22 protein-coding genes are annotated in these 21,682 nt (G+C 71.2%); 14 read left to right on the forward strand and 8 right to left on the reverse strand.

Going from position 1 to position 21,682, the window contains the following annotated elements:
• The first annotated feature begins 1 nt into the window (after position 1).
• Positions 2-793, forward strand: a complete 792-nt coding sequence (locus ACYVIP_RS38685) for an inositol monophosphatase family protein (protein WP_460405745.1) — start codon at positions 2-4, stop codon at positions 791-793.
• 79 nt (positions 794-872) lie between these two features.
• Here ACYVIP_RS38685 and cei read toward each other — a convergent pair whose 3' ends face one another.
• The gene (gene cei, locus ACYVIP_RS38690; protein WP_460405747.1) at positions 873-1,574 is read right to left on the reverse strand and encodes an envelope integrity protein Cei; all 702 of its coding nucleotides are present in this window, start codon (positions 1,572-1,574) and stop codon (positions 873-875) included.
• 562 nt (positions 1,575-2,136) lie between these two features.
• On the opposite strand from cei, the gene ACYVIP_RS38695 reads away from it, so the two are divergent.
• On the forward strand, positions 2,137-2,445 hold the full coding sequence (locus ACYVIP_RS38695; RefSeq protein ID WP_431435652.1) for a DUF4193 domain-containing protein: 309 nt from the start codon (positions 2,137-2,139) through the stop codon (positions 2,443-2,445).
• 6 nt (positions 2,446-2,451) lie between these two features.
• On the opposite strand, the gene ACYVIP_RS38700 is transcribed toward ACYVIP_RS38695, so the two are convergent.
• The gene (locus tag ACYVIP_RS38700; RefSeq protein ID WP_460405819.1) at positions 2,452-2,922 is read right to left on the reverse strand and encodes a DUF3093 domain-containing protein; all 471 of its coding nucleotides are present in this window, start codon (positions 2,920-2,922) and stop codon (positions 2,452-2,454) included.
• Positions 2,923-2,997: 75 nt separating this feature from the next.
• Here ACYVIP_RS38700 and dut point away from each other — a divergent pair, with 75 nt between their 5' ends.
• Genes dut through ACYVIP_RS38715 form a run of 3 tightly spaced genes read left to right on the forward strand, consistent with a single transcriptional unit; the run spans position 2,998 to position 4,802 of the window.
• Positions 2,998-3,480, forward strand: a complete 483-nt coding sequence (gene dut, locus ACYVIP_RS38705; protein WP_460405749.1) for a dUTP diphosphatase — start codon at positions 2,998-3,000, stop codon at positions 3,478-3,480.
• 5 nt (positions 3,481-3,485) lie between these two features.
• Positions 3,486-4,172 carry a DUF3710 domain-containing protein gene (locus ACYVIP_RS38710; protein WP_460405751.1) on the forward strand — a complete coding sequence of 229 codons (687 nt, stop codon included), beginning with the start codon at positions 3,486-3,488 and terminating at the stop codon, positions 4,170-4,172.
• A 3-nt stretch (positions 4,173-4,175) separates the two neighbouring features.
• Positions 4,176-4,802 (forward strand): LysE family translocator, encoded by a 627-nt coding sequence (locus tag ACYVIP_RS38715; RefSeq protein ID WP_460405753.1) that lies wholly within the window; start codon positions 4,176-4,178, stop codon positions 4,800-4,802.
• 58 nt (positions 4,803-4,860) lie between these two features.
• Here the strand turns inward: ACYVIP_RS38715 and ACYVIP_RS38720 are convergent, their stop codons facing one another.
• Positions 4,861-5,502, reverse strand: coding sequence for an alpha/beta fold hydrolase (locus ACYVIP_RS38720; RefSeq protein ID WP_460405755.1), 642 nt, complete (start codon positions 5,500-5,502; stop codon positions 4,861-4,863).
• A 194-nt stretch (positions 5,503-5,696) separates the two neighbouring features.
• On the opposite strand from ACYVIP_RS38720, the gene ACYVIP_RS38725 reads away from it, so the two are divergent.
• Both ACYVIP_RS38725 and ACYVIP_RS38730 read left to right on the forward strand, forming a co-directional pair.
• Entirely contained in the window at positions 5,697-6,077 is a 381-nt protein-coding gene (locus ACYVIP_RS38725; protein WP_460405757.1) for an OB-fold nucleic acid binding domain-containing protein, read from the forward strand.
• A complete protein-coding gene (locus tag ACYVIP_RS38730; protein ID WP_460405759.1) occupies positions 6,074-6,799 on the forward strand; it encodes a DUF3159 domain-containing protein in 726 nt (241 codons plus the stop codon). The genes ACYVIP_RS38725 and ACYVIP_RS38730 overlap by 4 nt, the downstream gene beginning before the upstream one ends.
• Here the strand turns inward: ACYVIP_RS38730 and ACYVIP_RS38735 are convergent.
• Positions 6,792-7,412 carry a MerR family transcriptional regulator gene (locus tag ACYVIP_RS38735; RefSeq protein ID WP_460405761.1) on the reverse strand — a complete coding sequence of 207 codons (621 nt, stop codon included), beginning with the start codon at positions 7,410-7,412 and terminating at the stop codon, positions 6,792-6,794. The genes ACYVIP_RS38730 and ACYVIP_RS38735 overlap by 8 nt on opposite strands.
• A 75-nt stretch (positions 7,413-7,487) precedes the next feature.
• On the opposite strand from ACYVIP_RS38735, the gene ACYVIP_RS38740 reads away from it, so the two are divergent.
• The gene (locus ACYVIP_RS38740) at positions 7,488-8,411 is read left to right on the forward strand and encodes an SDR family NAD(P)-dependent oxidoreductase (RefSeq protein ID WP_460405763.1); all 924 of its coding nucleotides are present in this window, start codon (positions 7,488-7,490) and stop codon (positions 8,409-8,411) included.
• A 1-nt stretch (position 8,412) separates the two neighbouring features.
• Here ACYVIP_RS38740 and ACYVIP_RS38745 read toward each other — a convergent pair whose 3' ends face one another.
• Positions 8,413-9,069 carry a potassium channel family protein gene (locus ACYVIP_RS38745; protein ID WP_460405765.1) on the reverse strand — a complete coding sequence of 219 codons (657 nt, stop codon included), beginning with the start codon at positions 9,067-9,069 and terminating at the stop codon, positions 8,413-8,415.
• A complete protein-coding gene (locus ACYVIP_RS38750; RefSeq protein ID WP_460405767.1) occupies positions 9,069-9,734 on the reverse strand; it encodes a potassium channel family protein in 666 nt (221 codons plus the stop codon). Before ACYVIP_RS38750 ends, ACYVIP_RS38745 begins: the two co-directional genes overlap by 1 nt.
• A gap of 104 nt (positions 9,735-9,838) precedes the next feature.
• Here ACYVIP_RS38750 and ACYVIP_RS38755 point away from each other — a divergent pair, with 104 nt between their 5' ends.
• The 3 genes from ACYVIP_RS38755 (at position 9,839) to ACYVIP_RS38765 (ending at position 13,871) form a co-directional block, all read left to right on the forward strand.
• Entirely contained in the window at positions 9,839-11,842 is a 2,004-nt protein-coding gene (locus ACYVIP_RS38755) for an APC family permease (protein WP_460405769.1), read from the forward strand.
• Entirely contained in the window at positions 11,839-13,035 is a 1,197-nt protein-coding gene (locus ACYVIP_RS38760) for a class I SAM-dependent RNA methyltransferase (RefSeq protein ID WP_460405771.1), read from the forward strand. Before ACYVIP_RS38755 ends, ACYVIP_RS38760 begins: the two co-directional genes overlap by 4 nt.
• 83 nt (positions 13,036-13,118) lie before the next feature.
• Entirely contained in the window at positions 13,119-13,871 is a 753-nt protein-coding gene (locus ACYVIP_RS38765) for an NPCBM/NEW2 domain-containing protein (protein WP_460405773.1), read from the forward strand.
• A 40-nt stretch (positions 13,872-13,911) separates the two neighbouring features.
• Here ACYVIP_RS38765 and ACYVIP_RS38770 read toward each other — a convergent pair whose 3' ends face one another.
• Together ACYVIP_RS38770 and ACYVIP_RS38775 are read right to left on the reverse strand one after the other, a co-directional pair.
• On the reverse strand, positions 13,912-14,712 hold the full coding sequence (locus ACYVIP_RS38770; RefSeq protein ID WP_460405775.1) for a hypothetical protein: 801 nt from the start codon (positions 14,710-14,712) through the stop codon (positions 13,912-13,914).
• 45 nt (positions 14,713-14,757) lie between these two features.
• Positions 14,758-17,808 (reverse strand): hypothetical protein, encoded by a 3,051-nt coding sequence (locus ACYVIP_RS38775; RefSeq protein ID WP_460405777.1) that lies wholly within the window; start codon positions 17,806-17,808, stop codon positions 14,758-14,760.
• A 99-nt stretch (positions 17,809-17,907) separates the two neighbouring features.
• On the opposite strand from ACYVIP_RS38775, the gene dxs reads away from it, so the two are divergent.
• Genes dxs through ACYVIP_RS38790 form a run of 3 tightly spaced genes read left to right on the forward strand, consistent with a single transcriptional unit; the run spans position 17,908 to position 21,675 of the window.
• Positions 17,908-19,854 carry a 1-deoxy-D-xylulose-5-phosphate synthase gene (dxs, locus tag ACYVIP_RS38780; RefSeq protein WP_460405779.1) on the forward strand — a complete coding sequence of 649 codons (1,947 nt, stop codon included), beginning with the start codon at positions 17,908-17,910 and terminating at the stop codon, positions 19,852-19,854.
• A gap of 25 nt (positions 19,855-19,879) precedes the next feature.
• Positions 19,880-20,551, forward strand: a complete 672-nt coding sequence (locus ACYVIP_RS38785) for a response regulator transcription factor (protein WP_460405781.1) — start codon at positions 19,880-19,882, stop codon at positions 20,549-20,551.
• Positions 20,548-21,675 carry a sensor histidine kinase gene (locus ACYVIP_RS38790; RefSeq protein ID WP_460405783.1) on the forward strand — a complete coding sequence of 376 codons (1,128 nt, stop codon included), beginning with the start codon at positions 20,548-20,550 and terminating at the stop codon, positions 21,673-21,675. The genes ACYVIP_RS38785 and ACYVIP_RS38790 overlap by 4 nt, the downstream gene beginning before the upstream one ends.
• The last annotated feature ends 7 nt before the right edge of the window (positions 21,676-21,682 follow it).

Consider the following 21,682-nt stretch of genomic DNA (forward strand, 5'->3'; position numbering starts at 1 on the left):
TATGGGTGTTGTGGAGGGTGACCTACTCGAGATCGCGACCTCGGTCGCGACGGAGGCCGCTGAGCTGGCCAGGACCGCCAGGACCGGCGCGATCGAGGACGTCAGCACGAAGTCCAGCGAGACCGACGTGGTCACCGCGGCCGACCTCGCGGTCGAGCGGCTGGTGCGCACCAGGCTGGCGCAACGGCGTCCCGGCGAGTACGTGCTCGGCGAGGAGACCGGCGGGGCGGGCGCGCCGGGCGACGGCGTGTGCTGGGTGGTCGACCCGATCGACGGCACGGTGAACTACCTCTACGGCCTGCCGTGGTACGCGGTGTCGCTCGCGGCCCAGGTCGACGGCGAGTCGGTGGCCGCGGCGGTGGTCGAACCGGCATCGGGCCGGGTGTGGACCGCGGTCCGCGGCGGCGGCGCGTTCCTCGACGGCCGGCCACTGCGGGCGTCGGCCGCGCGGCGTCTCGAGGTGTCGGTGGTCGGCACCGGCTTCGCCTACCGCGCCGAGCTGCGGGCCAGGCAGGCGACGGCGGTGGCCGGGCTGCTGGCCAGGGTCGGCGACATCCGGCGGTTCGGCGCGGCCTCGCTCGACCTGTGCGCGGTGGCGGCCGGCTGGCTCGACGGGTTCGCCGAGCACGGCCTGAACCGGTGGGACTGGGCCGGCGGCGCGCTGATCGCCGCCGAGGCGGGCGCGGTGGTGCGGCTGCCGGCGACCGATGGCGACCTGACCTTCGCCGCCGCCCCCGGCATCGCCGACGACCTCTGGACCGCCCTGCGCGAGACCGGCCTCACCGACCTCTAGCTCCCCGCCCGGGCCGCGATGCCCTGAATGAGGCATTGGCGACGCTCAACGTCCCGAATGGGGCATTCAGGGCGGGTGGCTAGCAGCGGGCCTGGCGGGCGCCTTCGAGCAGCTCGGGCGCGATGTCGGGCTGCGGGCCGTTGGCCTGCAGCCCGCCCCTGGTCTCCGGGTGCTCCTCGGCCCACTGGGTCAGCTGTTCGAGCGTCGTGCGGGCGTGGGAGTTGGGCCGGAGGGTGTCGAAGTCGCCGCCGATGGCCAGGTCGACGGTCGCGTCCTTGCGTTCGTCGCGCACCAGCTCGGCGCACGGGTCGAGCAGGCTCAGCGTGCGCGCCGCGGACGTGCCCTGCGGGCCGAAGCGGATCTGGCTGCGGCAGGTCATGGTGTCGCCGTAGAGCGGGTCGTTGGCCGGCTCGGTCACCTGGGTGAAGCCGAGCTGGCGCAGGTTCTCGGTGACGATGCTGGCCGCGCCCTTCTGCGAGCTGGCGTTCACCACCCTGACCAGTACCTGGGCGGGCGGCGACGGCACGGTGCGGTCGAGCGAGTCGAAGGCCAGCGACTGGCCGAGCGTGGTCTGCACCGGCTCCGGCGACACGGCGGTCGGCCGGGGGCCAGGCGGGTCGCAGTGGGTCTGGTTGGCCGTGGCCGCCTCGTCGGTCATCACGTTCAGCCAGACGATCGTCGCCGCCGCGAACAGCACCAGGATCAGGATGAACGCGGGCAGCGGACGCCGCTTGCGATAGCGCTGCGGACCGTCTTCTGGCCACACGTTCCCGGACGCCACCCGTCCCGCCTCCTCGGATTGAAGGACCGACGACACTCCAGTGTCGCGTCGCTGATCAGCCTAGGCGTTTCCCTGTACATCGGCGGGACGGGGCTCGCGCTGAAGTCGGCATCGTTTCGGGATTGATTCATGACCGAGCACGGATCGATGACCATCCGACGACCAGCCGACGACCACCGGACGAGCGTCGGACGAACATCGCGTGTCGCGATCGGGTGAGTGCGTTGCGTCACCCCGACAACCGTCTGCATCGCACCATGGGCGGCCGCGTTCGGCAAGATCCGGTCTCGGATGGTCAGATCGTGAACCCACAGCGAACCTCCGGCGAACCCACAGCTCACCGGGACACACCCATTAGAGTGACGTGCTGGATGAGGGTCCGCCGATGGGCTACCCTCTGCGCGCTCCAGTCGCCGAACGTGCCATGCGAATCGATTCCGATGGCCGCCGCAAAGCCTGGCACGTCGCGCGAGACCTCCGTCACTTTGTGGGCGGGCACAAACTGGGGCGCCTGAACGTTGACCAGCGGCACGAACACATCCTGAAGTGGGGGTGCTAGACCATGGCCACCGATTACGATGCGCCACGCCGCAGCGAAGCGGACGATCTCGCCGAGGACTCGCTCGAAGAGCTCAAGGCGCGTCGCAACGAGAACCAGTCCGGGGTCGTCGACGTGGACGAGTCGGAGACCGCGGAGAGTTTCGAACTGCCGGGTGCGGACCTGTCCGGCCTGTCGGGCGAGGACCTGACCGTTCGCGTCGTGCCCAAGCAGGCAGACGAGTTCACCTGCTCCAAGTGCTTCCTGGTGCATCACCGCAGCAGGCTGGCCGAGGAGAGCAAGGGGCAGTACATCTGCCGCGACTGCGCCTGAGGACGTTCAGCGCTCGCGCAGTGCCTCGACCAGCCGGTCGGGGTGCCGCGTGCTGAAAACCCAGTACGGGGTCGGGTCGTCCGGGTCGGTCTGCCGCAACCGAACCACCGGACCGACCCAGCCCCGGTGCAGCACATAGGCGGCGGGGTCCAGGTGCGGGCCGAGAACCTTGCGTTTGGTCTTGGCGTCCACCACCTGGATCTCGCCAACGTGTTCCAGGGGCAGATGCGCCTCGCCCACCCACAGCTCGCCGTCGGCGACCGCGACCCTGGTCCGGCCGACGCGGTGGATCAGCAGCGCGGTGATCGGCAGCAGCACCACATACGGCAGCCAGGCCCGCACACCCGGGTACCCCAGGTGGACCTCCGCGGCGAGCAGCCCGGCGGCGAGCAACGGCGGCAGCCACCAGTACCACGTCACGTACAGCCGTTCGGCGTACGTCGGCGCCGATGGGGACTGGGCCGGACCGGTGTCGATACCGGTGTCGACGTTCGCGCCAGGGTCCGCACCGGGGGAAGTGTCGCTCACATCGCCAGGGTAGTCTCGCCGCTCGTGCCCAGCGTGGAGGTCCTGCTGACCCGGCTCGACCCGGGTGTGCCCATCCCGTCCTACGCGCGACCAGGAGACGCGGGTGCCGACCTGGTGACCACCTCGGACGTGACCATCGCGCCCGGGGAACGGGTGACCGTCGGCACCGGTATCGCGGTCGCGTTGCCCGACGGCCACGCGGGGTTCGTACATCCGCGGTCCGGGCTCGCCGCCAGGGTGGGGCTGAGCGTGATCAACACGCCGGGCACCATTGATTCCGGTTACCGTGGCGAGATCCGGATCTGCCTGATCAACCACGATCCGCGGACACCCGTCGAACTGCGGCGGGGGGACCGGATCGCCCAGCTCGTGGTCCAGCGCGTCGAACACGCGGTGTTCCGCGAGGTGGACGAGTTGGGCGAGTCGAGCAGAGGCGCCGGAGGTTACGGGTCGACCGGTGGACACTCGGTGCTGACCGGGTCCAGGACCGCTGCGGCGGAGGAGTAGGTCAATTGGGACTGTTCGGACGGCGCAAGCGGGACCTCGACGACGAGACACCCGAGCTTGACGACGAGTACGACGACGATCGCGGCGAGGCCTACGACGACGAGATCCCCGAGGACGGCGAGGTCGGCGGCGACCTGTTCGACGACGCCGGCCCCTACGACGTCGAGGACGCTCCCCGTGACGGCGTGCCGCGCCTGGACCTGGGCGCGCTGCGGGTGCCGGTGTCGACGGGCTCGTCGGAGCTCAAGGTGAAGATGAACCCCGATGGCACCGCCAGCGAGGTCTACCTCATCATCCCCGAGCTGTGCGTGATCACCGTCAGCGTGTTCGCCGCGCCGCGCTCCAACGCGCTGTGGCGCGAGGAGTGGTGCGGCGACCTGGCCAAGGACATGCGGGACAAGGGCGCGGACGTGCGCAGTCTCGCCGGTTCGTGGGGCCAGGAGCTGGTGGTGCACTTCCCCGGCGAGGTGCTGCGGTTCCTCGGGGTGGACGGCCCGAGGTGGATGCTGCGGGCGGTGGCCTCGTCACCGGCCGAGCGGGTGGAGAACGCCGCCGCCGCGCTGTACGAGCTGGTCCGCGGCACGGTCGTGGTGCGCGGCACCATCCCGATGCCGGTCGGCATGCCGCTGCCGTTGCAACTGCCGCCCGCGGTCGCCGCGCACATCCGCAACCAGAACCAGCCGACGAGCTGACCCATGCCGACTGCCGCCGAATGGCTCGTGTTCCTCGGCGCGGCGGCCCTGCTCGCCGTCCTGCCGGGGCCGGGTGTGCTCTATGTACTGGCCCGCAGCCTGCGCGGCGGCCGGGCCGACGGGGTGCGGTCGGTGATCGGCAACAGCATCGGCGCGCTGGCGCACGTGCTGGCCGCGGCGTTCGGGCTGTCCGCGATCCTGGCGGCCTCGGCGACGGCCTTCACCGTGGTCAAGCTCGCCGGCGCGGCGTATCTGGTCTATCTGGGCGTGCGCGCGCTGCTCGACCGCGACGAGCCGCCGGTGTCGGTCGAGTCCGGCGGCGGTCGCCGGGGCGCGCTGCGGCAGGGCATCGTCGTGGAGGCGCTCAACCCGAAGACCGCGCTGTTCTTCCTCGCCTTCCTGCCGCACTTCGTGCACCAGGAGGCCGCGCCCGCGCCGCTGGTGTTCGTGGTGCTCGGGCTGATCGTGGTGGCCATGACCGCGTTCGTCGACCTGGTGGTGGCGTTGTTCGCCGGCGCGCTGTCGGCCAGGCTCATGGGCGACCCGCGCTGGCGGGTCCGGGAGCGGCTGGCCAGCGGCCTGACGATGATCGGCCTCGGCGGCGCACTCGTCGTGGCCGAACGCGCCTAGCCATGCCCTGAATGGGGCATTGGCGACGCTCAACGTCCCGAATGCCTCATTCAGGGCATCAGGTGACCAGGCCGCCTGCCTCGACCCAGGCGAGGACCGCGGCCCGGCCGAGCGCCTGCTGGTCGAGGCCGACGACCGCCAGCCGGGTGGTGCGCACGGCGGCCCTGGGCAGCGCGCCTGCCCACGCGTGCGCGGCGGCGACCGGGTGGATCGGGTCGTCGACGCACGCCGCGATCCCGGCCGGCACCGGCAGGGTCGCCAGCTGAGCCAGCGTCGGAGCCGCCCGGCCGGCGGCCAGTTCGAGCGAGCCGGCCAGCCCGTCGCCGTAGCGCGGCCACGCCCGGCCGAGCTCCTCGGCGACCCAGGGCGGCGCCGAGGCGGCCACGTCGTCGAGCGCGCCAGGGGTGCCCAGCCGCCGCACCTGCGCCGAGGACGCGAGCGCGGAGGTCGCCGCGGGCGCGTCCCCCGGCAGGCCGTGCCAGGCCGGCAGCGCGAGCACCAGGCCCGCGCACCGGTCGGGGTTGCCCACCGCCCACTCCGCGGCCAGGTGCGCGCCGAAGGAGATGCCCCCGACCAGCACCGGTTCGTCGCGCGCCGCCTCGTCGAGCGCGGCCAGATGGGCGTCGGCGAGCTCGTCGCCGGGCACCGGGGCGGGCGCGCGGATCGCCACGCCGACCGCGGCCAGGGGGATCTCGAACACAGATCGGACGAAGACATCGTCAGATCCGGTGCCGGGCAGCATAATCGCGGTCCGTGGAGCCCTGTCCGCGGCGAACGGGCATACCGAGACATTCACGTGCCAGATCCTCCACCCAGCGCTGCTGTGCGTGGTTACGCTGGTTTTGTACGGGTCGGAGACAGTCGGGGCCGGCCCCAGTCACCTGGAGCGTCAGTATGGGCAACGGAGCCGGTCGCGGTCCGCTACGCCGCCTGGTCAAACGTTTGACCAGCGATATCGACGAGCTCGACGCCGAGAACCTGTCGGAGAACGTCGAGGCGCTCGGCGCGCGCAAGGCGTGCGACTGCGGGTCGGGCGACGAGGTCACCGTCCTGGGACGGCTGCGTACTGTTGAGTTGAGCCCGCGCGACGCGGTGGCGACACTCGAGGCGGAGCTGTTCGACGGAACGGAGGGTGTGACACTAGTCTGGCTCGGTCGACGGCGTATTCCGGGCATCGAGCCCGGCCGGACGATCAAGGCACAGGGCCGGATCGCGCTGCGGGATGGGCAGAAGGTGCTCTACAACCCCTACTACGAGTTGCAGACGGCTACATGACCGAGTCTGAGAACAGTTCCACCACCACCGAGAAACAGCCGACCATGCTCGAGCAGATGGGCGGCATCAGCGGCCTGGTCTACTCCACGGTCCCGGTGCTGGTCTTCATCCTGATCAACTCCCTGTTCAGCCTCACGCCGGCGATCTGGAGCGCGCTGGGCAGCGCGGTGGCGATCACCGTGCTCCGGCTGGTGCGCCGCGAGCCGTTGCAGCCGGCGATCTCGGGTTTCTTCGGCGTCGCCATCGCCGCGTTCATCGCCTACCGCACCGGCTCGGCCAAGGGCTTCTTCCTGTTCGGCATCTGGGCCAGCCTGGTGTACGGCAGTGTGTTCCTGGTGTCGATCCTGCTGCGCTGGCCGCTGGTCGGCGTCATCTGGGCCTTCCTCAACGGGCACGGCATGGCCTGGCGCACCGACCGCAAGGCCCTGCGCGCCTACAGCATCGCCACCCTCACCTGGGTGGTCGTGTTCGGCGCGCGGTTCATCGTGCAGCGGTGGCTCTACGACGAGGACCAGACCGGCTGGCTCGGCTTCGCCCGGCTCGCCATGGGCTACCCGCTGACCGCGGTGGCACTGGTGGTGACCGTGTGGGCGGTGCGCGCCGCCGGACACCGGCAGAAGGACCTCGAGGCCGCCGCGGCGGCCAAGGCCGCGCGGGAGCGCGACGAGGAGGCCGAGTTACGGGCCAAGTACAGCGGCCGCGAGGCGCCGGAGGTCAGCTGAGCCTGTCCGTGGCGTCCGACTCCTGGGCCATCCGGCGCAGCGCGCTGAGCAGCGCGTCGCCGAGCACGGTCAGCACGACCGCGGTCTCGGCCATGCCGTCCACGTTGCGCCGGCCGGTGACCAGCGCGACCTCGGGCTCGGCCAGCGCCTGCGCCGCGTCCGCGTAGCGCTCCACCAGCGGCAGCGCGTCCTGGTGGCCGAGGCGGGTCAGGTAGGCCAGCGCCTCGGCCATGGTCGCCCTGGCCGGGTTGGACGCGCGGACCCGCCAGCCGCGCCGCTCGATCAGCTCGTCCACCCGGCGCAGGGCGTCGGCGTGGGCCGCGTCCTCGTGCGGCACCACCCGGGCGCCGATGGCGAACTGCGCCTTGCCGATCGAGTTCAGCGGGCCGTCGGCGCCTCTGATCTTGGCCAGCACCGTGCGGGTCGCCTCGATGGACAGCCCGCCCACCTCGACCAACGCCCGCACCAGCCGCAGCCTGCGCACGTGCGTCTCGTCGTAGTGGGCCTGGTTGGGGCTGGTCAGCACGCCGGCGGGGAGCAGGCCTTCCCGTAGGTAGTACTTGATCGTCGGGATGGGAACTCCCGTTCGGCTGCTCAACTCCGCGACACGCATGCTGAGAATGATCTCAGATAGATAGCTCTACTGTCTGTTTGCAGATAGCAGGACTATCCATTTGGAGGATTACTCATGGGCGACCAAGTTGGCCGGCGGGCCGTGATCGGTGGGGCAGCTGCCGGCCTGGCGGCACTCGCGGCCACGGCGGCACCCGGCACCGCGGCCGCGGCGGCGGCACCCGGCCGGGGCGCCGGCCGCTACCGGGGGAAGGTCGTCGCGGTCACCGGCGGGACGTCGGGGATCGGGCGGGCCACCGCGATCGCGTTCGCCAGGGAGGGCGCGAAGGTCGGCTTCTGCGGGCGTAGGGAGGAGCTTGGCCGCGAGGTCGAGCGGGAGATCCGCCGCGCCGGCGGCGACGCGGTCTACCTGCGCGCCGACGTGCGGGTGCCCGAGCAGGTGCAGGCGTTCATGGACGGGGTCGCCGGCCGCTACGGCCGGCTGGACATCGGCTTCAACAACGCCGGGATCCACCTCGGCAAGCCGCTGCACGAGAGCTCCCTCGACGAGTGGGAGGACGTGCACCGGACGAACGCGCGCGGGGTGTTCCTCTCGATCAAGTACCAGGTCCCGCACCTGATCCGGGCGGGCGGCGGCGTGATCATCTGCACCGCGTCCTCGCAGGCCTGGCACACCCGCGCCGGCCACGCCGTCTACTCCGCGAGCAAGGGCGCGGTGCAGGGCATGGTCAAGGCGGCCGCGCTGGACTACGGCACCAAGGGCATCCGGGTCCTCTCGGTCGACCCCGGCACGGTCGACACCCGGCTGGTCCGCCCGCCGGGCATCCCGGACGACCTGTGGGCGCAGTTCAAGGAGGCGTGGGGCCCGCTGAACGTCTACGGCCTGCCCCGCATGGGCGAGGCCGAGGAGCTGGCGAGCGCGGTGGTGTCGCTGGCCTCCCCGGAGTTCAGCTACCTGTCCGGCACGTCGGTCCTGATCGACGGTGGCATGAGCGCCGGCCGCCCGATGACCATGCCGCCGGGGTTCCCGCCCCAGTAGCTTAGTAGCCGAGCGCCTCGCGGATCTCGTCCTCCACGTTGGCCGACGCCACGAACAGCAGTTCGTCGCCGGCCTCGAGGGGGTCGTCCGGCTGGGGCACGATCACCCGGCCGCCGCGCAGGATCGTCACCAGCGCGGCGTCCCGGGGCAGGTGCACGTCGCGGACCGGGCGCCCGGCCAGCGGCGTGTCCTCCGGCAGGGTCAGCTCGACCAGGTTGGCCTGGCCCTGCCGCAGGGTCAGCAAGCGCACCAGGTCGCCGACCGACACGGCCTCCTCGACCATCGCGGCGAGCATCCTCGGCGTGGACACCGCGACGTCCACGCCCCACGCCTCGTTGAACAGCCACTCGTTGGCCGGGTCGTTGACCCTGGCCACCACCCGGCGCACCGCGAACACCGTCTTGGCCAGCAGCGCGACCACCAGGTTGACCTTGTCGTCGCCGGTGGCCGCGATGACCACGTCGCACAGCTGCATGCCGGCGTCCTCGAGCGAGGCCAGCTCACACGCGTCGGCCAGCACCCACTCGGCCTGCTCGACGGTGTGCGGCTCGAACTGGGACTCCAGCCGTTCGATGAGCATCACCTGGTGCTCGCCGGCCACCAGTTCGGCGGCGATGGACCGGCCGACGGCGCCGGCTCCCGCGATCGCGACCCGCATCAGGACGCCTCCTCGGGCGGTTGGCCGGCAGCGGCGTTGGCGTCGCTGATCGTGCCGGACAGGGCGGCGACGTAGACCTGGTCGTCGGCCTGCACGACGGACCTGGGGTTGGGCAGCACGCCGGTGCCGAAGCGCATGATGAACGCGACCCGGGCGCCGGTGGCCACCTCGAGGGCGGCGACCGTGTGGCCGACCCAGCCCTCGTGCACCGGGAGCTGCACGATGGCCACCTTGCCGGTGGGATCGCGCCACGCGGAGGCGACGCCGTCGGGCAGCAGGGTGCGCATCAGCCGGTCGGTGGTCCAGGGCACGGTGGCGACCGTCGGGATGCCCAGCCGCTCGTAGACCTCGGCCCGCTTGGCGTCGTAGATCCTGGCGACCACGTGCTCTACGCCGAAGGTCTCTCTGGCCACCCTGGCGGAGATGATGTTGGAGTTGTCCCCGCTGGACACCGCGGCGAACGCGCCCGCCCGCTCGATGCCGGCCTTGATCAGCACCCGGCGGTCGAAGCCGCCGCCGACGACCTGCTGGCCGTGGAAGTCGGTGCTCAGCCGCCGGAAGGCGTGCTGGTCCTTGTCCACCACGGCCACCGAGTTGCCGAGCCGCTCGACCGCGGCCGCGAGGGACGAGCCGACCCGCCCGCAGCCCATGATCACCACGTGCACGACCAGGCCTCTCCTTCTCTCGTGACCCACCGTCGACGGAACCCGGCTAGAACCTACCCGTGGCTACGCCGAACCGGTGACCTGACCGCATACGCTTCACCCCCGTGCCCAAGCTCGCATCGGTGGCGAAACGCCTACTGGTTGGTCGGCCGTTCCGCACGGACCGGCTGTCGCAGACATTGTTGCCCAAGCGCGTCGCGCTGCCGGTGTTCGCCTCCGACCCGATGTCCTCCGTGGCGTACGCGCCGGAGGAGATCCTGCTGACGTTGTCGATCGCCGGGGTGTCGGCCTACGCGTTCACCCCGTGGATCGGCCTGGTGGTGGTGCTGGTGATGGTCACCGTGGTGGCCTCCTACCGGCAGAACGTGCATGCCTACCCGTCCGGTGGCGGGGACTACGAGGTGGTCACGGTCAACCACGGTCCGCGCTGGGGCCTGGTGGTGGCCAGCGCGTTGCTGGTCGACTACGTGCTCACCGTGGCCGTGTCGATCTCGTCGGCGGCGGCCAACATCGGCTCGGTGCTGCCGTTCGTGGCGACCCACAAGGTGGAGTTCGCGGTCGGCGCGATCGTGATCCTGACCGCGATGAACCTGCGCGGGCTGCGCGAGTCGGGGACCCTGTTCGCGATCCCGACCTACGCGTTCGTCGCCGGCATCGTGGCGATGGTGATCTGGGGCGCGACCAGGGTGTACCTGCTTGGCGACGAGGTGCGGGCGGAGAGCGCGGACTTCCAGCTGTTGGAGGAGGGCGACCACCTCACCGGCTTCGCGCTGGTGTTCCTGGTGTTGCGCGCGTTCTCCTCCGGCAGCGCCGCGCTGACCGGGGTGGAGGCGATCAGCAACGGCGTGCCCGCGTTCCGCAAACCCAAGTCCCGCAACGCGGCCACCACGTTGCTGATGATGGGTGTGCTGTCGGTCGTGATGTTCACCGGGCTGGTCATGTTGGCCGGGGTGACCGGTGCGAAGCTGGCCGAGGACCCGGCACACCAGTTGGTCGACGCGCCGGCGGACTACGACCAGAAGACGTTGGTGGCCCAGTTGGCCAACGCGGTGTTCAGCGGGTTCGACCCGGCGATCTGGTACGTGATCTTCTTCACCGGCCTGATCCTGGTGTTGGCCGCGAACACGGCGTTCAACGGTTTCCCCGTGCTGGGCTCGATTCTGGCGCAGGACAGATATCTGCCGCGCCAACTGCACACCCGGGGTGATCGGCTGGCGTTCTCCAACGGCATCGTCGGCCTGGCCGCGTTCGCGGTCGTGCTGGTGATCGCGTTCGACGCCGAGGTGACCAGGCTGATCCAGCTCTACATCGTCGGCGTGTTCGTGTCGTTCGTGCTGAGCCAGAGCGGCATGATCCGGCACTGGAACCGGTTGTTGCGCGACGAGACCGATCAGGCGGCGCGCAAACAGATGCGGCACAAGCAGCTGATCAACTCGTTCGGCCTGTTCATGACCGCCGCGGTGCTGGTGATCGTGCTGATCACCAAGTTCGTCAAGGGCGCGTGGATCGCGATCGCCGCGATGGGGGTGATCTACCTGGTGATGACCGCGATCCGGCGGCACTACGACCGGGTGGCCGCCGAACTGAGCGAGGCCGAGTTGAACCGGGAGACGACGTTGCCGTCGCGCAACCACGTGATCGTGCTGGTGTCCAAACTGCACCTGCCGACCAGACGGGCGTTGGCCTACGCGCGGGCCACCCGACCGGATGTCCTGGAGGCGGTCACGGTCAACGTTGACGACACGGACACCAGGAAACTGGTGTCCCAGTGGGGGAAGGAGGATTTCTCGGTGCCGCTCAAGGTGATCGAGTCGCCGTACCGGGAGATCACCAAGCCGGTACTGGACTATGTGCGGCGGGTGCGCGGCGACAACCCACGCCACGTGGTCACGGTCTATATTCCGGAGTACGTGGTTGGTCGATGGTGGGAGCAGTTGTTGCACAACCAGAGCGCGTTGCGCCTCAAGGGAAGACTGCTGTTCCAGCCAGGGGTGATGGTGACCAGCGTGCCCTGGCAACTGGCGTCCGCGCAACGAGTACGCGACCGCGACGGAGTCGCCCCCGGCGCGATCCGTCGTGGACTGTCCGAAAAGGACACAAAACGGTGACATCCTGGGTCGGCCGCCGTTTCGAGGCCACAATCGGCGCGGTGGCACACGGCGGCCACTGCGTCGCCCGCCACGACGGTCGAGTCGTGTTCGTCCGCCACACGTTGCCCGGCGAGCGCGTGGTCGCGTTGGTGACCGAGGACCGAGGCGGCTCGTTCTGCCGCGCCGACGCGGTGTCGGTCCTGGAACCGGCGCCGGGCCGGGTCCCGGCCCCCTGCCCGTTCTCCGGCCCCGGCCAGTGCGGCGGCTGTGACTGGCAACACGTGTCCGGACCCGAACAACGCGCCATGAAGGCGTTCGTCGTGTCCGAGCAACTGTCCCGCCTGGCGGGCCTCACCGTCCCGGTGACCGTGGAGGAACTGCCCGGCGGCCTGCTCGGCTGGCGAACCCGCGGCCGGATGACCGTCGACCGCCGCGGCCGGCCAGGTTTCCTGGCCCACCGAAGTCACCGGGTCGTCCCGGTGACCGAGTGCCGCATAGCCGCGCCAGGGACGGTCGACGAGGTGGTGGCCCGCACCTGGAAGCCGAACACGTCCCTGACGGTGGCCGTCGACGCGACCGCGCACACGCACGTGGTGGAGGACGGCCAACCGGTGGTCGGCGGCGAGCCGGTCGAGTTCGCCGCCCGCCGCCAATGGCAGGTGGCGCCCGACGGCTTCTGGCAGACCCACCCGGACGCGGCGGACATGTACGCGGAGCTCGTCGAGTCCTGGTCGGACGCGGCGCCGGGGGAGGTCGCGTGGGACCTGTACAGCGGGGTGGGGTTGTTCGCGTCGGTGTTGGCGGCGCAGGTGGGGGCGCGGGGCCGGGTGATCGCGGTCGAGTCGGTCGACGAGGCGGTGGACCTGGCGTCGTCGAACCTGGCGGACCTGCCGCAGGTCGAGGTGGTGGCCGGCCGGGTGGCGGACGTGGTGCGGGAGGCGCCGGCGCCCGCGGTGGTGGTGCTCGACCCGCCGAGGAAGGGCGCGGGGCGGGACGTGGTGGGCGCCATCGCGGCCAGTGGCGCGCGGCGGGTGGTCTACGTGGCGTGCGATCCGGCGGCGTTGGCCAGGGACGTGGCGACGTTCGCGGGACTCGGGTACGAGTTGGTGGAATTGCGCGCTTTCGACGCCTTCCCGATGACCCACCACGTGGAGTGCGTGGCATTGCTGACGACCGCAGCGGTGTCTGCTCACAAAACGGACGTGGCGTAATTTACTTTCCAACCGGCAATTCATCAAATTGATTTCAGGGGCCGACGACCGGGATGCCAGGGGTGGCATCGATACTGTCACCCATGACAGAGCCCACGGGTGGTAAGAAGAACAAGAAGTGGTACATCGCATTAGTTGCCGTCGCGGCTACCTTGCTGACTTTCTTCGCCAACGTGGACGGGACCATCGGATTCTTCAGTCGAATATTCAGCACGAACGAGGCAGGCGCCGCCGGCAGCACCGGAGACGGCGGAGTCGACTTCACCACGTCGGCACCGTCCGAGACCACCCCGGTTCAGGCCGCGGAACCGACGATCGTCAAGGACGATCAGACCACTGCGGCACCCACGACCACTGAGCGCGGCACTACCCAGCCCCAGCCGGCGCCCCGGACCACCGAGGGCTGGTTCGAGCTGACCGCCTACCGGTCCGTCGCGTTCGGCAACGGCCACGACTCGGTGAACACCATCAACATCGGGACCGGGGCGAAACCCTTCCCCGACAGCATCCGCGGCTCGTACAGCTCCTCCGCCAGTAGCCCCGACAACAACCGCACCTGGCTTGTCGGCGGTCACTGCACCCGCCTGTCGGTCTGGGTGGGCAAGGACGCGGCCTCGTCTCACACGGCTGGTATCGGCCGGTTCATCATCAAGGCCGAGGACATCGAGATCCATGCTGTCGAGGCGACCATCACCGACGCCCCGGTCCACATCGATCTCGACATCACCGGGGTCGTCCGACTAACCCTGTTCGACACCCGCGCGGGTCAGGACGCGAACAATGCCTGGGGAAGTCCACGCGTGCACTGCACCGAACCCCCTGGTGAAGCCCGCTGACACGACGGCGTCCGGGCGGTCGAACCATTTCCCGGCAATTTCAGGTTGTTCGGCCATTGTGGTGGGGCGGCGGGGCGCCGTGGCGGTATGCCGATTGTTGGGTGCCGCGTGGTGGCGTGGCATTGGCCGGTTGTGGAAAGCCGCCCGGGCCGGTGGCGTGGCCCGGTTGTGGAAAGCCACCTGGGCCGGTGGCGTGGCCTGGTTGTTGGGTCCTGCCGGGTGGGCTGGCGTGGCCTGGGGACTGGGCGCCGCCCGGTGGTGGAAAACCGTGCGCCGGGGTGGGGTTGCCGGGTTGTTGGACGCCGCCAGGTGGGGTGGCGTGCCCCGGCTGACGGAGGCCACTGGCCGGGGTCGGCATGGACCGCTGGTCGGCCTGTCCGGCTGGGTGCTCGCCCTCGGCCGGTGGGAGGCCGGCGCGTTGCCGGAACCAGTCGGGGATGTGCTCGTCTTCCCGGGGGAAGAAGCGCAGTTCGTCCGCGAACCCGATCGGCGGTGGCACGCGCCGCCAGCGTGGCTCCTCGTCGGGTTCGAACTCGGCGTTGAAGGTGCTCGGCGGGTCCAGCTGGTAGAGCGCGGACAGCCACGTGCCGCGCCCTGGCCGGTACATGCCCTGGCGCAGCTTGCCGAGCCCGTCGACGACCTCCTGCGGCGGGCGCACCTGGCGCGGCTGGTTGTCCGGACCACTGACGAACACGTCGACCTCGATGTGTCGGCCGGCCGCGCGATACTCGGCGCGTAGCTGGGTCCAGTCCTGTCCGGCGACGGTCAGTAGTGCTCGTCCGATCTGGCGGACCAGCCGGTCCTGCTCGGCCTGGTCCATCACCGGCTGCGGCTCGGTCACGGCAAGATCCCCCACCCTCAAATGCTCACCCTGTGCGAGCTGACTTTACCGGGTCGAAATCTCACCGAGCGTGGGGTTCGGGCCGAACGACAGACACAGCCGCAGCGGATGCGACGGCCACGTCGCCACAGCGAACCTGGTCAGCAGCCCAGCGGCCCGCAACGTCTGTTCGGTCGCCGGCGAAACCAGTGACTGTGTGTCGCCATCGACCGGTTGTTGGTCACGCCATACGGGGGCGCCAACTGGAACGGGTGAAGCTTCCACAACGGAGTGCCACTCCTCGCCGTCGTTGGTGCGCAGCATGCACTGCACCATCGGCTGCCGGGGCACGTGCCAGCCGCCGGTCTCGATCGCGACGAACTCGTCGCGTTCCGCGGCGGCCAGCACGATCTCGCCGAGCCACCGGTACAGCTCCGAGGTGTCGGTGTCCTGCACGGCGGCGAACGCCTCCTCCTCGGTGGCCGGCACGAGTTTGGTGGTGGTGCCGCCGAGTTGGCCGTCGCGGTCGCGGAAGCGATCGGCCAGGAAGAGCGTGTGCCTGTCCTGGCTGAGCATCGCCGTCTCGCGGAAACGCAGGTTGTCGATCTCGGAGCGGGACCCGAGCCCGACACCGAGGCGCTCGCGGGCCAGGTCCGGCTCGGTCAGCCGCCAGTAGGTGATCTCGCTGCCCAGCCAGAGCGCCAGGTAGTCGCCGACCGGCAGGCCGACGAGCACGGTGTGCAGGGCATCGCCGGGGGAGGCCGGCGGTGTCCCGGCGATTGGCGCCGCGGTGGCGGGAGGTTGGTCGGTGAGGCCGCGGAGGGGGAAGGTCGCGATGCCGGGTGGCAGGGGTGGGGCCGCTGGCGCCAGTTCGGCGCCGTTGAGGTGGGGTTCCTGGCGGTTGACGGCGGCTGTTTCGGCGAACGCGGGTTGGAGGTAGGCGCTGGCCGGGTCGGTCGCCGGTTCGGGTGCGGGAGTTGGCCGAGGGTCGATCGGTTCGGCGAACGTGGGTTCGGGGGTCGCCGTGGCGTGCTCGGCGGCCGGGTCGCGATCCGCGGTGGGGGGCCCGGCGTCGGTCGGTGCGGCGAACGTGGGTTCGAGATCGGCGGCGCTGTGGGTGGTGAACGGGCGCGCGTCGACGGGGGGTTCGGTTGGTGTCGGGGTGAGCGGTGGTTCGGGGTTCGCCGCCGGTCCGGCGTGGGCGGGGATCGGTTGGGCGTCGGTCGGTTCGGCGTGGGAGGGGAGTCCCGCGTCGGACGGTTCCGCGAACGAGGGTGGCTCGGCGAAGGTGGGGAGTGGTTGGGCGGTCGGTTCCGCGAGCGGGGGCTCGACGGGTGGAGTGCCTGGCCCGGCGGGTGTGGTGAATGGCTGGGGGTCGAGTGGTTGCGCGGGCGCGGTGTCCGCGGTGCTTGGCCCGGTGCGGAATGGGTCGGGGTTGGTTTCCGCGAACGTGTGCGGGGGGCGTTCGGGGGTGGCTGGCGTGGCGGGAACCGGCTCGGGGTTCGCGGTGGTCGGGCCGGTGTGGGTGGGGAGCGGTTGGGCGTCGGGTGGGTCGGTGGGTGTGGGACCTGGCTCGGCGAATGTGGGGAGTGGTCGTTCCCCTAGCGCGGGCCCGGAGTCCGCGGTGCTTTGCCCGGTGCCGAATGGGCCGGGGTCGGTTTCCGCGAGCGCGGGTCGTTCGGGGACGACTGGCGCGGCGGGAACCGGCTCGGGGCTCGTCGTGTGGACGTCGGTCGGGTCCGTGAGCGGCGGCTCTGGGCGCGCCGGTGCGCCGAATTCGGGTTCACGGCTCGCGGTGGGCGACCAGGTGTACGTCGGGATCGGTCCGGGGTCGGTCGGCGGGGCGAAGGCGGGCGCCAGGTCCGCGGGGTGGAGATAGGGCTCGGCCTGCGCGATCTCCGGGGGCACCGGCCGCACCTCGGCCTGCGTAACGAACTGGGGCTCCGGCACCGCGCCGGTCGACTCCGGGCGCCCCGGTTCGGAGTCGTCGAACGCAGCGAAGGGTCCCTTCACTGCGTCCGGTGCAGCGAAGGAGCCCTTCGCTGCGTTCGGCGCGGGCAAGGGGCCCTTCGCTGCGGTGGGGGCGGGTGACGGGCCAGTGGGGGTGGCTGTTGGTGGGGGGCTTGTGCGGTCGGCCGGCAGGTCCGGGGGGAGCGCCGGATCGGGCGCCGTCGCCTCCGCGGGCTGCTCGTCAGCGGGCTCCGGACTCGCACCGATCACCCCCAGGTCGCCGACGACCGGCTCGGCCCGCGTCACCGGGGGACCGTCCGCCGCCGAAGCCTGATGCCGGCCAGGCGCCTCCACCGGCTCGGCCGAGGGCACCCGCCAGATCGGCGGTGGCGGACCAGCCGTCCCGTCCAACGGCTCCTCCACCTGCGGGTCCAACGGCGGCACCGCCCGCAACCTCGGCTCCCCCGCCGGCCGCGGCCGAGGGCTCGGCCGGGGCGCCTGCTCGGCCGGCGGCGCCGTCCACGACGACCCCCCACCCGGCACCGGCACCAGCCTCGGGAACGTCTCGGACGCCCCCGGCTTCGCCGGCCGGAACGGTGGCAGCCGCGCGAACTCCGGGTCCACCCGCGCCGTCGCGATCATCCGGTGGGCCCACGCCCGCGCCCGGCTCAACGGATGATCGGGGAACTGCCCGTCCCACTGCGCGTCGTCGGCCACCAGCCACGGCAGCCGCCCGCTCACCTCCGGCGCGTACGGATGCGGCCGGACATCCGTCCCGACCTGCCCGAACACCGCTGCCTCCCGCGACCCGGCCCGGCCGCCGTCCTCGGCGCACTGGATCCGCAGCACCACACTGCAGGTCGCCTTCGGCACGGTGAACGCGGCGATGAACGCCTGGCCGGTCTCCTGGTCGGGAATCGGCACCTTGAGCAACTGGAACAGGGTCGGCACCGAGTCGACCGACACCACGTGCGCCTCGATGAGCGCACCGACCTCGGCGGTCTCCACCGCCAGCCGGTGACGCAGCAGCGGCACCTCGTCCAGCGCGGCCGGCAGGTCGGGCACCATCCCGATATACGTCAGACTCACCTGGTCACCGGTGCGCGGATCGAACCACGTCCGCTCGTCGTACTGCTCCATACCGGATGTGTCGAAGGCAACGGGCACGGGCGCGAGTCTAGGGGCGGCACCGGCCGTAATCGACGCTCGTAGACTGGCCGGAACCGCCAGACAGCCGAACGTAACCAGAATTCGAGGTGACCAGCGGTGACCGACCAGCGGAGTCTGCTCCAGTCCCTGCACGGACCCGCCGATCTCAAGCGGATGTCCGCCGAGGATCTGAAGAAGCTCGCGAGCGAGATCCGCCAGTTCCTGGTCGACAAGGTCACCGCTACAGGCGGTCACCTCGGACCGAACCTCGGAGTCGTCGAGTTGACCATGGCGATCCACCGTGTGTTCGACTCGCCACACGATTCGGTGATCTTTGACGTCGGCCATCAGGCCTATGTGCACAAAGTGGTCACTGGGCGTCAGCAGGAGTTCGACAACCTCCGCCAAGCGGGTGGACTTTCGGGCTACCCGAGCCAGGCCGAGAGCGAGCACGACCTCGTCGAGAACAGCCACGCCTCCACCGCGCTGTCCTACGCCGACGGCCTGGCCAAGGCCTACGACCTGCGCGGCGAGCGCCGGCACGTGATCGCGGTCGTCGGCGACGGCGCGCTCACCGGCGGCATGTGCTGGGAGGCGCTCAACAACATCGCCGCCGGCAAGCACCGGCCGATGGTCATCGTGGTCAACGACAACGGCCGCTCCTACTCGCCGACCATCGGCGGCCTGGCCGAGCACCTCACCTCGCTGCGCCTCACCCCCGGCTACGAGCGCGCCCTGGAGGGCGGCAAGCGGGTCCTGCAGGGCACCCCGGTCGTCGGCAAGCCGATCTACGCCGCCCTGCACGCCGCCAAGCGCGGCATCAAGGACGCGCTCAGCCCGCAGATGATGTTCGAGGACCTCGGCCTGAAGTACCTCGGCCCGGTCGACGGGCACGACTTCGCCGCCCTGGACGCCGCGCTGCGCCGGGCCAAGGAGTTCGGCGGCCCGGTCATCCTGCACGCGGTCACCCGAAAGGGCCGCGGCTTCCCGCTGGCCGAGAACGACGAAGTCGACCAGATGCACCAGACCGACCCGATCGACCCGGTCACCGGCAAGCTGACCACCGCCAAGAGCGCCAGCTGGACCTCGGTGTTCGGCAAGGAGATGGTGCGCATCGGCGAGGACCGCACCGACATCGTGGCGATCACCGCGGCGATGCTGCGCTCGGCCGGCCTTGAGCCCTTCGCCGCCGCCTACCCGGACCGCTGGTTCGACGTCGGCATAGCCGAGCAGCACGCGATCACCTCCGCGGCCGGCATGGCGATGGCCGGGCTGCACCCCGTGGTCGCGATCTACTCCACGTTCCTCAACCGCGCGTTCGACCAGCTGCTGATGGACGTCGCGCTGCACCGCCTGCCGGTCACCGTCGTGCTCGACCGCGCCGGCATCACCGGACCGGACGGCGCGAGCCACCACGGCATGTGGGACCTGTCGATCCTGGGCGCCGTGCCGGGCATCCGGATCGCCGCGCCACGCGACGCCGGCACGCTGTCCGAGGAGCTGAGCGAGGCCGTCGCGGTCGACGACGGGCCGACCGTGCTGCGCTTCCCGAAGGCCGCCGTCGGGGCCGACATCGCCGCGCTGGAGCGCCGGGGCGTGGTCGACGTGCTGCGCCGGCCCGCCGACGAGGAGAGCCAGCACGTGCTGCTGGTCACCGTCGGCGCGTTCGCCGAGCTGGGCCTGGCCGCCGCCGATCGGCTGGCCGACCAGGGCATCGGGGTCACCGTGGTCGACCCGCGCTGGGTCACCCCGGTCCCCGACGAGCTGATCGCGCTGGCCGCCGAGCACCGCCTGGTGGTCACCGTCGAGGACGGCGGCCGGCACGGCGGCTTCGGCTGGTCGCTGGCCGCGGCCCTGCGCGACGCCGACGTGGAGGTGCCGCTGCGTGACCTGGGTATCCCGCAGGACTTCCACGGTCAGGGGACGCGCGCCGAGGTGCTCGTCCGGCTGGGCCTGACCGCCCAACAGGTGGCGCGCAACGTCACCGAATGGACGGTCGACCTGTTGGGTGACCTCACCGCGGCTCGGAATGCGCCGGCCACGCAGGCGGCTGACGGCGGCTGAACGTGGGCCGTGGCATCTTGGTGCGGTGCGGATTCTGATCGTTGAGGACGAAGAGCCCCTGGCTGAGGCGGTCGCGCGGGGCCTGCGTCGTGAGGGCATGGCCGTGGACGTCGCGTTGGACGGTGACGAGGGCCACGAGAAGGCCACCGTCACCCGGTACGACGTGGTGGTGCTCGACCGTGACCTGCCCGGCATGTCCGGCGACGAGCTGTGCCGCGAGATCGTCGAGTCCGGTCAGCTGACCAGGGTGATCATGCTGACCGCATCCGGCTCGGTGGCCGACCGGGTCGAGGGCCTGTCCCTCGGCGCCGACGACTACCTGGCCAAACCGTTCGCGTTCGACGAGCTGGTGGCCAGGGTCCGGGCGCTGGCCAGGCGGTCCACCCCGGTCACGCCGCCGGTGCTGCGCGCGGGTGACCTGGAGCTCGACCCCGCGCGCCGCACGGTGACCAGGTCCGGCGCGCCGGTCGAGCTGACCCGCAAGGAGTTCGGCGTGCTGGAGGTGCTGCTCGCGGCGTCCGGGTCCGTGGTGAGCAGCGAGGAGCTGTTGGAGCGGGTCTGGGACGAGCACGCCGACCCGTTCACCACCACCGTTCGGGTGACGGTGATGACGCTGCGCAAGAAGCTCGGTGAGCCGGGGGTCATCGACACGGTCGTGGGATCCGGCTACCGGGTGCCCGCCGCGGCCGCCGGGTGACGGTGGCCAGGCGCGGTCCTGGCCTGCGCACCAGGATCACGCTGCTCGCGACCGCGCTGGTCGCCGTGGTCGCCGTGCTGTTGTTGTGGTTGGCGTGGATGCTGGCCGGTGGCGCGGTCACCGTGCCGTCGTTGCCGCCGGGCACGACCGTGATGGTCGACGGCGTGCCGGTGAAGGCGGAGAAGCTGGCCGAGGCGCTGCGCGACTACGCGAGGTTCCGGGTGCTGGTGGCCGGTGCGGTGGCGTTCGTGTGCGTGCTCGTGGCGACCGCGTTGCTGGCGTGGACGTTCACCGGCCGGATGCTCAAGCCGCTGCGCGATGTCACCGGCACCGCCCGCAGGCTGTCGGCCGAGTCGCTCGGCGAGCGCATCGCGCTGCGCGGCCCGCGCGACGAGGTGGCCGAGCTGGCGGACACCTTCGACGCGATGCTCGACCGCCTGCAGGCCACGTTCGCCGCCCAACGCCAGTTCGTCGCGAATGCCTCACACGAGTTACGAACCCCCCTTTCGGTTATTCGTACCGAACTCGACGTGACCCTGTCCGACCCGAACGCCGACGACGAGGAACTGCGCCGGATGGCCGGCGTGGTGCGTGACGCGACGCTGCGGGCCGGACAGCTGGTGGACGGGCTGCTGGTGCTGGCCAGGACCGACGGCATGGGCCTGGCGGTGATCGCGCCGGTCGACCTGGCGAACGTGGTCGCCTCGGCGTGGGTGCCGCTCGATGCCGACGCGGCCAGGCGAGGGCTGTCGACCACGGTCAACGACCTGCCGGCGCCGGTGATCGGGGACCCGGCGCTGCTGGAGCGGGTGGCGGGGAACCTGCTGGAGAACGCGGTGCGGCACAACGTCGACGGCGGCTGGATCGAGGTGTGGACCGGAGTCGGGCCGGAGTGGGCGTTCCTGCGGGTCGCGTCGTCGGGGACGGCGGTCGATCCGGAGCGGGTGGACGAGCTGTTCGAGTCGTTCCGGCGGGGCGGGGTGGACCGAACCGCGCATTCCGGCACCGGGCTCGGCCTGTCGATCGTGCGCGCGGTCGTACTGGCACACCGGGGAATGGTGAGCGCCGAGGCGGTCCCCGGCGGCGGCCTGACGGTGACCGTGCACCTGCCGCTCGCCCGCTGAGGGGGCA

The organism is Actinophytocola sediminis, assembly GCF_054779715.1.

Excerpts from the sequence above, each read along its gene's own strand:
- ACYVIP_RS38730 (WP_460405759.1), top strand. The coding sequence starts at position 6,074 with ATGACCGAGTCTGAGAACAGTTCCACCACCACCGAGAAACAGCCGACC.
- ACYVIP_RS38695 (WP_431435652.1), top strand. The coding sequence starts at position 2,137 with ATGGCCACCGATTACGATGCGCCACGCCGCAGCGAAGCGGACGATCTC.
- ACYVIP_RS38725 (WP_460405757.1), top strand. The coding sequence starts at position 5,697 with ATGGGCAACGGAGCCGGTCGCGGTCCGCTACGCCGCCTGGTCAAACGT.
- ACYVIP_RS38685 (WP_460405745.1), top strand. The coding sequence starts at position 2 with ATGGGTGTTGTGGAGGGTGACCTACTCGAGATCGCGACCTCGGTCGCG.
- ACYVIP_RS38745 (WP_460405765.1), bottom strand. The coding sequence starts at position 9,069 with ATGCGGGTCGCGATCGCGGGAGCCGGCGCCGTCGGCCGGTCCATCGCC.
- ACYVIP_RS38740 (WP_460405763.1), top strand. The coding sequence starts at position 7,488 with ATGGGCGACCAAGTTGGCCGGCGGGCCGTGATCGGTGGGGCAGCTGCC.
- ACYVIP_RS38735 (WP_460405761.1), bottom strand. The coding sequence starts at position 7,412 with ATGCGTGTCGCGGAGTTGAGCAGCCGAACGGGAGTTCCCATCCCGACG.
- ACYVIP_RS38765 (WP_460405773.1), top strand. The coding sequence starts at position 13,119 with ATGACAGAGCCCACGGGTGGTAAGAAGAACAAGAAGTGGTACATCGCA.
- ACYVIP_RS38715 (WP_460405753.1), top strand. The coding sequence starts at position 4,176 with ATGCCGACTGCCGCCGAATGGCTCGTGTTCCTCGGCGCGGCGGCCCTG.